The organism is Actinocrinis sp. (assembly GCF_035946395.1).
GTDB lineage: Bacteria > Actinomycetota > Actinomycetes > Streptomycetales > Catenulisporaceae > Actinocrinis.
The window spans coordinates 19,255-28,601 of sequence record NZ_DASYZI010000356.1; the positions used below are offsets into that span (position 1 = coordinate 19,255).

The 9,347-nt window shown below is 68.7% G+C and carries 8 protein-coding genes; all 8 read left to right on the top strand.

The genetic code is table 11. From position 1 onward, the window contains the following. Window position 1: 1 nt before the first annotated feature. Window positions 2-1,330 (top strand): NADH-quinone oxidoreductase subunit NuoH, encoded by a 1,329-nt coding sequence (gene nuoH, locus VGS97_RS22135; protein ID WP_349262219.1) that lies wholly within the window; start codon window positions 2-4, stop codon window positions 1,328-1,330. After that, the gene (nuoI, locus tag VGS97_RS22140; RefSeq protein ID WP_326855540.1) at window positions 1,327-1,965 is read left to right on the top strand and encodes an NADH-quinone oxidoreductase subunit NuoI; all 639 of its coding nucleotides are present in this window, start codon (window positions 1,327-1,329) and stop codon (window positions 1,963-1,965) included. Before nuoH ends, nuoI begins: the two co-directional genes overlap by 4 nt. Next, on the top strand, window positions 1,962-2,858 hold the full coding sequence (locus VGS97_RS22145) for an NADH-quinone oxidoreductase subunit J (protein WP_326855541.1): 897 nt from the start codon (window positions 1,962-1,964) through the stop codon (window positions 2,856-2,858). Before nuoI ends, VGS97_RS22145 begins: the two co-directional genes overlap by 4 nt. After that, window positions 2,855-3,154, top strand: a complete 300-nt coding sequence (nuoK, locus tag VGS97_RS22150) for an NADH-quinone oxidoreductase subunit NuoK (protein ID WP_326855542.1) — start codon at window positions 2,855-2,857, stop codon at window positions 3,152-3,154. Before VGS97_RS22145 ends, nuoK begins: the two co-directional genes overlap by 4 nt. Window positions 3,155-3,172: 18 nt before the next feature. Next, window positions 3,173-5,149, top strand: coding sequence for an NADH-quinone oxidoreductase subunit L (gene nuoL, locus VGS97_RS22155; RefSeq protein WP_326855543.1), 1,977 nt, complete (start codon window positions 3,173-3,175; stop codon window positions 5,147-5,149). Window positions 5,150-5,166: 17 nt separating this feature from the next. After that, window positions 5,167-6,780, top strand: a complete 1,614-nt coding sequence (locus VGS97_RS22160; RefSeq protein ID WP_326855544.1) for an NADH-quinone oxidoreductase subunit M — start codon at window positions 5,167-5,169, stop codon at window positions 6,778-6,780. Further along, window positions 6,777-8,348 (top strand): NADH-quinone oxidoreductase subunit NuoN, encoded by a 1,572-nt coding sequence (gene nuoN, locus VGS97_RS22165; protein WP_326855545.1) that lies wholly within the window; start codon window positions 6,777-6,779, stop codon window positions 8,346-8,348. The genes VGS97_RS22160 and nuoN overlap by 4 nt, the downstream gene beginning before the upstream one ends. 175 nt (window positions 8,349-8,523) lie before the next feature. Beyond that, window positions 8,524-9,347: polyprenyl synthetase family protein (locus VGS97_RS22170; protein WP_349262220.1), on the top strand; the 824-nt coding region annotated here is incomplete at its 3' end.

Consider the following 9,347-nt stretch of genomic DNA (forward strand, 5'->3'; position numbering starts at 1 on the left):
CATGGACCACTGGTTCCTCGGGAGCTTCGACACCCACATCCCGTGGTGGTTCATCCTGGTCGCGATCAAGGCGGTGGCCGCGTTCGCGATCCTGGTCGTGCTGACCCTGTTCAACATCTGGTACGAGCGGCGCGTGGTGTCCTGGATGCAGATGCGCGTCGGCCCGAACCGGGTCGGCCCTCAGGGACTGCTCCAGTCGCTGGCCGACGGGGTCAAGCTGGCGCTCAAGGAGGACATCGTCCCCGCGAACGCCGACAAGGCGGTCTTCTGGCTCGCCCCGGTGGTCTCCGCGATCCCGGCGTTCCTGGCGATCGCGGTCGTGCCGTGGGGCCCCGAGGTCTCGATCTTCCACCACTGGACCACGCTGCAACTGGTGGACCTGCCGATCGGCGTGCTCTACGTCCTGGCCGTCTCCTCGATCGGCATCTACGGGGTCGTACTGGCCGGCTGGTCCTCCGGCTCGACCTACCCGCTGCTCGGAGCGCTCCGCTCCTCGGCGCAGATGATCTCCTACGAGGTCGCCATGGGCCTGTCGTTCGCGGGAGTGTTCCTCTACGCGGGCACCATGTCCACCAGCGGGATCGTCGGCGCGCAGCAGTCCCGCTGGTTCATCTACCTGGTCCCGTCCGCGGCGATCTACATCATCTCCATGGTCGGCGAGACCAACCGGGCGCCGTTCGACCTGGCCGAAGCCGAAGGCGAACTGGTCGGCGGCTTCCACACCGAGTACACCTCGCTCAAGTTCGCCCTCTTCTTCCTGGCCGAGTACATCAACCTGGTCACCGTCTCCGCGCTGGCCATCACGATGTTCTTCGGCGGCTGGCGGGCACCATGGCCGCTGAGCCTGTGGTCCGGGGCGAACAGCGGATGGTACCCGATGATCTGGTTCCTGGTGAAGCTGCTGATCTTCGTGTTCGTCTTCATCTGGCTGCGCGGCACGCTGCCCCGGCTGCGCTACGACCAGTTCATGGCCTTCGGCTGGAAGGTGCTCATCCCGGTCTCCCTGCTCTGGCTGCTGGCGCTGGCCACCTTCCGCCAGCTGAAGAACCACAACGATCTGACCGGCGCGAACGGCACGGCGTTCTACGTCGGCGTCGCGGTGTTGTTCCTGATCGTGCTCCTCGGCCTGGAGATCCGCGAGCGCAACCGGATCAGAAGCACGCCGCCGCTGTCGGTCCCGGGCTTCCAGCCGCTGGCCGGCGGCTTCCCGGTGCCGCCGATGCCCGGCCAGAGCGCCCCACCGGTCGCGCGCCGCACGCAGTACGCACGCACCGCCGCGCTCACGGCGGCCACCAACGGCACCATCGCCGAGGAGGCGAACCCCGAATGAGCAGCAGCGAGAAGAAGAAGGAGCCGGGACCGCTGGCTCCGATCGCCGGGTTCGGCGTCACGTTCGGCACCATGTTCAAGGCGCCGAACACCGAACGGTACCCGGAGGAGAAGAAGCCGACCGCGCTGCGCTTCCACGGCCGCCACCAGCTCAACCGGCACCCGGACGGCCTGGAGAAGTGCATCGGCTGCGAGCTGTGCGCCTGGGCCTGCCCGGCGGACGCGATCTACGTCGAGGGCGCGGACAACACCGAGGAGGAGCGTTTCTCCCCGGGCGAGCGGTACGGCAAGGTCTACCAGATCAACTACCTGCGCTGCATCCTGTGCGGCCTGTGCATCGAGGCCTGCCCGACCCGCGCGCTGACCATGACCAACGAGTACGAGCTCGCCGACACCAGCCGCGAGTCGCTGATCTACACCAAGGACCGGCTGCTGGCCGGGCTGACCGACGGCATGGTGCCCGCGCCGCACGAGATGCAGCCGGGCACCACCGAGAAGGAGTACTACAAGGGCCAGGTCACCCGGGCCTGCGACGAGCAGCTCGCCGAGTACGCGCAGAGCCGCTCGCAGGGCGAGCAGGACCGGCCGGCCGCCTCCGGCGAGGCGGGGCGCACCGAACCGGAGGCCGTGCGATGAGCGCGACACTCCTCGCAGTGCCCTCACTCGCAGTTCACAGCGTGGCGCCGGTCCTCGCGGACCCGGTGACCAACACCGGCAGCGGAGAGAGCTTCCTGTTCTGGGTCGGCGCCGTCATCTCGGTGGCCGGCGCGCTCGGGCTGATCTTCTCCAAGAAGGCGGTGCACTCGGCGCTGTGGCTGTGCGCCGTGATGATCTGCCTGGCGATGTTCTACATGGCGCAGGGCGCGGTCTTCCTCGGCATCGTGCAGATCGTGGTCTACACCGGCGCGATCATGATGCTGTTCCTGTTCGTGCTGATGCTGATCGGCGTGGACTCGGCCGAGTCGCTGACCGAGTCGATCCGCGGCCAGCGCTGGGCCGCCGTGCTGGTCGCCGTGCTGTTCGGGGCGATCCTGCTCGGCGTGTTGGCGCACGCGCAGCTCGGCGTGTTCAAGGGTCTCGACGCGGCGAACGCGTCGGCCGGCGGCAACGTACAGTCGCTCGCGCACCTGCTGTTCGCCAAGTACTTCTGGGCCTTCGAGGTCTCCTCCGCGGTGCTGATCGTCTCGGCGATCGGCGCGATGGTCCTGGCGCACCGCGAGCGGGTCACCGCCCGCAAGACGCAGAAGGAACTGGCGGCCGAGCGGTTCAAGCGCTTCGCGAAGGACCCCGGCACGATCGTCACCCCGCTGCCGAACCCGGGTGTCTACGCGCAGCACAACGCGGTGGACACCCCGGCGCTGCTGCCCGACGGCAGCATCGCGGAACTGAGCGTCAACGCGACGCTGCGCTCGCGCGGCGAGCCGCGCCGGATCAGGCCGCTGCCGGTCCCGCTGCCCCGCGGTGGCGACGGCAACGGCGACGGGGGTCCGTCGAACGGATCCGCCCGCCACGAGGAGGTCGAGGCATGAACCCGGACAACTACCTGTACCTCTCGGCGATCCTGTTCAGCCTCGGCGCGCTCGGCGTGCTGATCCGGCGCAACGCGATCGTGGTGTTCATGTGCATCGAGCTGATGCTCAACGCCACCAACCTGGCCTTCGTCACCTTCTCCCGGATGCAGGGAGCGCTGGACGGCCAGATCATCGCGTTCTTCACGATGGTGGTCGCCGCGGCCGAGGTCGTGGTCGGCCTGGCCATCATCATCACCGTCTTCCGCACCCGCCGCTCGGCCTCGGTCGACGACGCGAACCTGCTCAAGTACTGAGAGAGGGACCAGCCGACGATGCCACCCTCGACTTACGCCCCGGTCGCGGCGACCGGCGTCTTCACGCTGACCGCGTGGGTCGTCGCGCTGCCGATGATCGGGGCGGCGATCCTGCTGATCGGCGGGAAGCGGACCAACCGTTGGGGCCACCTGCTCGGCGTCGCCACGGCGCTGGGCTCCTTCGCGCTCGGCGCGGCGCTGTTCTTCTCGCTGCTCGGCAAGGCCGGCGACGCGCGCTCGTACGACCAGCACGTCTACACGTGGGTTCCGGTTCCCGGCTTCTCCGCCGACGCCGGGTTCCACCTCGACCAGCTCTCGATCACCTTCGTGCTGCTGATCACCGGGGTGGGATCGCTGATCCACATCTACTCGGTCGGCTACATGGCGCACGACGACAGTGTCAGTGGAGAGGGAGGGCGCCGCAGGTTCTTCGGATACCTGAACCTGTTCCTCTCCGCGATGCTCGTGCTCGTGCTCGCCGACAACTACCTGCTGCTGTACGCGGGCTGGGAGGGCGTCGGCCTGGCCTCGTACCTGCTGATCGGGTTCTGGCAGCACAAGCCCTCGGCGGCGGTCGCGGCGAAGAAGGCGTTCATCGTCAACCGGGTCGGCGACATCGGCCTGTCGGTGGGCGTCATGCTGATGTTCACGACCTTCGGCGGCTTCGCGTTCACCGACGTCTTCAACAAGGCGTCCGCCGCGGACCGTAACACGGTCACCGGCATCGGCCTGATGCTGCTGCTGGCGGCCTGCGGCAAGTCCGCGCAGTTCCCGCTCCAGTCCTGGCTGCTCGACGCGATGGAGGGCCCGACCCCGGTCAGCGCCCTGATCCACGCGGCGACGATGGTGACCGCGGGCGTCTATCTGATCGTCAGGTCGCACGTCATCTTCGACGTCTCGCCGAACGCGCGGCTGCTGGTGACCGTCGTCGGCGCGATCACGCTGATGATGGGTGCGCTGATCGGTACCGCGAAGGACGACATCAAGAAGGCCCTCGCGGGCTCGACCATGTCGCAGATCGGCTACATGATCCTGGCCGCGGGCCTGGGCCCGATCGGGTACGTGTTCGCCATCATGCACCTGATCACGCACGGCTTCTTCAAGGCCGGGCTGTTCCTCGGCGCCGGCTCGGTCATGCACGGCATGAACGACGACGTGGACATGCGGCACTACGGCGCGCTGCGCAAGTACATGCCGGTCACCTACGTCACCTTCGGCCTCGGCTACCTGGCCATCATCGGCGTGCCGCCGTTCTCCGGGTTCTGGTCCAAGGACAAGATCATCGAGGCGGCGTTCGCGCAGGGCGGCACCTCGGGCTACGTGCTCGGCTCCACGGCCCTGCTCGGCGCGCTGATCACCGCGTTCTACATGACGCGCGTGATGCTGATGACCTTCTTCGGCGAGAAGCGCTGGGTCGAGGACGACCACGGCCACGGCAGTGCTGAACATGCGACTGGCGTCGTGCGGCACCCGCACGAATCACCCGCCTCGATGACCATCCCGATGATCGTCCTGGCTCTCGGCTCGGTCTTCGCCGGCGGCCTGTTCTCCGTCGGCTCCTCCTTCGTGAACTGGCTGGAGCCGGTCACCGGGCACGCCGAGGGGCACTCGCCGATCGACGCGAACGTGCTGTCCGGCATCACCTTCGTGGTCATCGTGCTGGGCGTCTTGTACGCGTGGATGAAGTACGGCGCGAAGCCGGTCCCGGCGGTCCCGCCGATCGGCTCGGCCTGGACCCGCGCGGCCCGCCGCGACCTGTACGGCGACGCGTTCAACGAGGCCGCGTTCATGCGTCCCGGGCAGTACCTGACCCGATTGCTGGTCTACTTCGACCTCAAGGGCGTGGACGGCGTGGTCAACGGGGTCGCGGCCGGGCTCGGCGGCTCCTCCGGCCGGTTCCGCCGTCTCCAGAACGGTTTCGTCCGCTCCTACGCCCTGTCCATGTTCGGCGGCGCGGCCCTGTTCATCGCGGCCCTGCTCCTGGTTCGAGGCTGAAAGGACGCTGCGCTGACATGTCATCGTTCCCCTACCTGAGCACGGCGATCGGGCTGCCGCTGGCCGGCGTCGTCGCCATCGCCGCGGTGCCGAAGGAGCGGGCGCGGCTGGCCCGGCCGATCGCGCTGATCACCTCGCTGGTGACGCTGGGCGTGACGATCGCCGCCGCGATCGCCTTCAAGACCGGCGGGCCGCGTTTCCAGCTGTCCGAGGACTACTCCTGGATCCCGGCCTTCCACATCGACTACAGCCTCGCCGTGGACGGCGTGGCCCTCGTCCTCGTCCTGATGACCGCGGTGCTCGTCCCGGTCGTGATCCTCGCGGCCTGGCACGACACCGACGCCCCGCACGGTGTCTCGATGGAACAGGGCGCTCCAGCCGGAACCCAGCGTTCGCCGCGGACGTACTTCGGGCTGCTGCTCGGCCTTGAGACGATGATGATCGGGGTCTTCGCGGCCAACGACATCTTCCTGTTCTACGTGCTGTTCGAGGCGCTGCTGATCCCCGGCTACTTCCTCATCGGCTCGTTCGGCGGGGCGCACCGCTCGTACGCGGCGGTCAAGTTCCTGCTCTACAACCTGCTCGGCGGGCTGCTGATGCTGGCCGCGGTGATCGGGCTCTACGTCATCACCACGCGCACGATCGGCGGCACCTTCAACTTCCAGACGATGTCGAAGGCGGTCGCCGACGGTTCGCTGACCATGCCGGGCAGCACCGAGAAGTGGCTGTTCCTCGGCTTCTTCGTCGCCTTCGCGGTCAAGGCGCCGCTGTGGCCCTTCCACACCTGGCTGCCTGACGCCGCGTCGGAGGCGACTCCCGGCACCGCCGTCCTGCTGGTCGGCGTGCTGGACAAGATCGGCACCTTCGGGATGCTGCGGTTCTGCCTCGAACTGTTCCCGAACGCCTCGCACTACTTCACCCCGCTGGTCCTGGTCCTCGCGGTGATCAGCACGATCTACGGCGCGCTGCTCGCCATCGGCCAGAGCGACATCAAGCGGCTGATCGCCTACACCTCGATCTCGCACTTCGGCCTGATCACCCTCGGCGTGTTCGCGCTGACCCCGCGCGGCCAGGTCGGCGCGACGCTGTACATGGTCAACCACGGCCTGTCCACCGGCGCGCTGTTCCTGCTGGCCGGATTCATGATCAGCCGCCGCGGCTCCACTTCCGTCGGCGCCTACGGCGGCGTGCAGAAGGTGGCCCCCCTGCTCGCCGGCACCTTCCTCGTCACCGGACTCTCCTCTCTCGCGCTGCCCGGCCTGTCCTCCTTCGTCTCGGAGTTCCTGGTCCTGGTCGGCACCTTCGAGAAGTACCCGGCCGCCGCGATCATCGGCACCACCTCGATCGTGCTGGCCGCGCTCTACATCCTCTGGCTGTACCAGCGCACGATGACCGGCCCGGTCGCCAAGTCCGTCGAGGGCTTCAAGGACCTCAACGTCCGTGAACTGTCCGTCATCGGCCCGCTACTGGCGCTGATCATCGCGCTCGGCTTCGTGCCCAGCCTGCTGACGAACTACATCAACCCGGCGATCAACCAGACCCCTGCGATGGTGCGGATCACGCACCAGCAGCCCGCCGGTCAGAGCGTTGTCCAGAACAGTGTCGCCCAAGCCAACGGGAGCGGACAGTGACGCCCATCCTCGCCGCCACCGCCTCGACCCCAGCACCGTTCGTCGCACCGCACGTCGAGTTCGGCAAGCTCTCGCCGATGCTCATCGTGTTCGGCGCGGCGACGCTGAGCGTGCTGGTCGAGGCGTTCGCGCCGCGCGCGGCCCGGTACCGCGTGCAGGTGACGCTCACCCTGCTCGCGCTTGCCGCCGCGTTCGCCGCCGTCATCGCGCTGCACAACGTGCGGACCGGTGTGGTCGCGCAGGGCGCGGTGGCGATCGACAAGACCACGCTGTTCCTCCAGGGCACCATCCTGGTCATCGCGTTCATCGGCACGCTGGTCATCGCGGAGCGCCGCACCGAGGGCGGCCAGGACGCGTTCGCCGCGCAGGGCGGCTCGGTGCCCGGCTCGCAGCAGGAGCGCGAGGCGATCCGGGCCGGCTGGCTGACCACCGAGGTCTATCCGCTGCTGCTGTTCTCGGTCGGCGGCATGATGCTCTTCCCGGCCTCCAACGACCTGCTGACCATGTTCGTCGCGCTGGAAGTGCTCAGCCTCCCGCTGTACCTCGTCTGCGGTCTGGCCCGCCACCGCCGTCTGCTGTCCCAGGAAGCCGCGCTGAAGTACTTCCTGCTCGGCGCGTTCTCCTCGGCCTTCTTCCTGTACGGCGCCGCCCTGCTCTACGGCTACGCGGGCTCCGTTCAACTCCAGCAGATCGCCGTCGCCATCCACGGGAACGCCCACGGTTCCGCGCTGCTCTACGCGGGCGTCGCGCTGCTCGGCATGGGCCTGCTGTTCAAGGTGGGCGCCGCGCCGTTCCACATGTGGACCCCCGACGTGTACCAGGGCGCTCCCACGCCGATCACCGGCTTCATGGCCGCCGCGACGAAGATCGCCGCGTTCGGCGCGCTGGTGCGGGTGCTGGACGTCGCCCTCATCGGCTCGGCCGACATCTGGCGTCCCGTCATCGAAGGCGTCGCGATCATCACGATGGTCGTCGGCGGCGTCCTCGCGCTGACCCAGCGGGACATCAAGCGGATGCTGGCCTACTCGGCGATCCTCAACGCCGGTTACATCATCATCGCCCTGGCGGCCACCACCACGGCCGGGCTGGCGGCGGTCCTCTTCTACCTCCCGGTCTACGGCATCGCCATCGTCGGCGCCTTCGCCGTCGTCACCCTCGTGCGCGACTCCGGCGGCGAGGCCACCGACCTGTCGCGCTGGGCCGGCCTGGGCAAGACGGCACCCGTCCCCGCCGCCCTGCTGTCCATCTTCCTTCTCGCCTTCGCCGGCATCCCCTTCACCAGCATCTTCGTCGGCAAGTTCGCGGTCTTCCAGGCGGCGCTGGCCGGCGGGGCGCCGCAGCTGGTGATCGTCGCGGTGCTGGCCAGCGCCCTGGCCGCGTTCTTCTATCTGAGGGTCGTCGTGGTCATGTTCTTCTCGGACCCGGTGCCCGACGGCCCGACCATCGCCAACCCGTCGATCGCGGTCAAGACGGCGCTCGCGGTGGCCGCCCTGGCCACGATCGCGATGGGCGTCGCGCCGGCGGCGCTGTTGCACCTGTCGAACGTCTCCGCCGTCCTAGCGCGTTAATCAGTTAATCAGTCGGTCAACGCTCCGCCGGGCGACGGGCAAGAGGCAGCCACCTCGCCGTCGCCCGGATTCGCGTCACGATCCGGTGAAGCTCTGGACGGCCGGATGCATTAGCGTGGACCCGACGCGAGGCAGCGGCCGGTTGCGGTGAACGGGAAAGGCGAAAGTCGTGGGCGTGCAGGTGGCAACCGGTCCGTTCGGCCTCGCCGTGACCGACCCCGCGCTCGAACATCGCGTGCGGGACGGGCTCGTCGCGGTCGAGGAACTGCTGCGGGCCGCCGCGCACAGTGACCACCCCTTCATCACCGAGACCGCGAGCCACCTGGTCAACGCGGGCGGCAAGCGGTTCCGCCCGCTGCTGACCCTGCTGTCCGCCGAGTTCGGCGAGAGCATGGCCTCCGGCGTCATCCCGGCCGCGGCCGTGGTCGAGCTGACCCACCTGGCGACCCTCTACCACGACGACGTCATGGACGAGGCCCCGCTACGCCGCGGCGTGCCCACCGCCAACGCCCGCTGGGACAACTCGATCGCGATCCTGACCGGCGACTTCCTGTTCGCCAAGGCCTCGCAGCTGCTGGCCGACCTCGGCCCCGAGGCGGTGCGGCTCCAGGCGGTGACCTTCGAACGGCTGGTCACCGGCCAGATCAACGAGTGCATCGGCCCCAAGGACGGCCAGGCGGCCATCGACCACTACCTGACGGTCCTGATGGACAAGACCGGCTCCCTCATCGCCACCAGCGCGAGATTCGGCGCGCTGCTCTCCGGCGCCCCCGACCCGGTCGTCGACACCCTCACCCGCTTCGGCGAGGTCTTCGGCGTGGCGTTCCAGCTCTCCGACGACGTGCTCGACATCGCCAGCGACTCGGACCAGTCCGGCAAGACCCCCGGCACAGACCTGCGCGAAGGGGTCCCCACCCTCCCGACGCTCTACGCCCTGGCCTCCACCGACCCCGAATCGGCCCGCCTGCGCGAACTGCTCTCCGCCCCCATCACCGACGA

Bases quoted from the DNA above. Each gene is read 5' to 3' on its own strand.
- nuoH (WP_349262219.1), top strand. From the start codon at position 2: ATGGACCACTGGTTCCTCGGGAGCTTCGACACCCACATCCCGTGGTGG.
- nuoI (WP_326855540.1), top strand. From the start codon at position 1,327: ATGAGCAGCAGCGAGAAGAAGAAGGAGCCGGGACCGCTGGCTCCGATC.
- VGS97_RS22145 (WP_326855541.1), top strand. From the start codon at position 1,962: ATGAGCGCGACACTCCTCGCAGTGCCCTCACTCGCAGTTCACAGCGTG.
- nuoK (WP_326855542.1), top strand. From the start codon at position 2,855: ATGAACCCGGACAACTACCTGTACCTCTCGGCGATCCTGTTCAGCCTC.
- nuoL (WP_326855543.1), top strand. From the start codon at position 3,173: ATGCCACCCTCGACTTACGCCCCGGTCGCGGCGACCGGCGTCTTCACG.
- VGS97_RS22160 (WP_326855544.1), top strand. From the start codon at position 5,167: ATGTCATCGTTCCCCTACCTGAGCACGGCGATCGGGCTGCCGCTGGCC.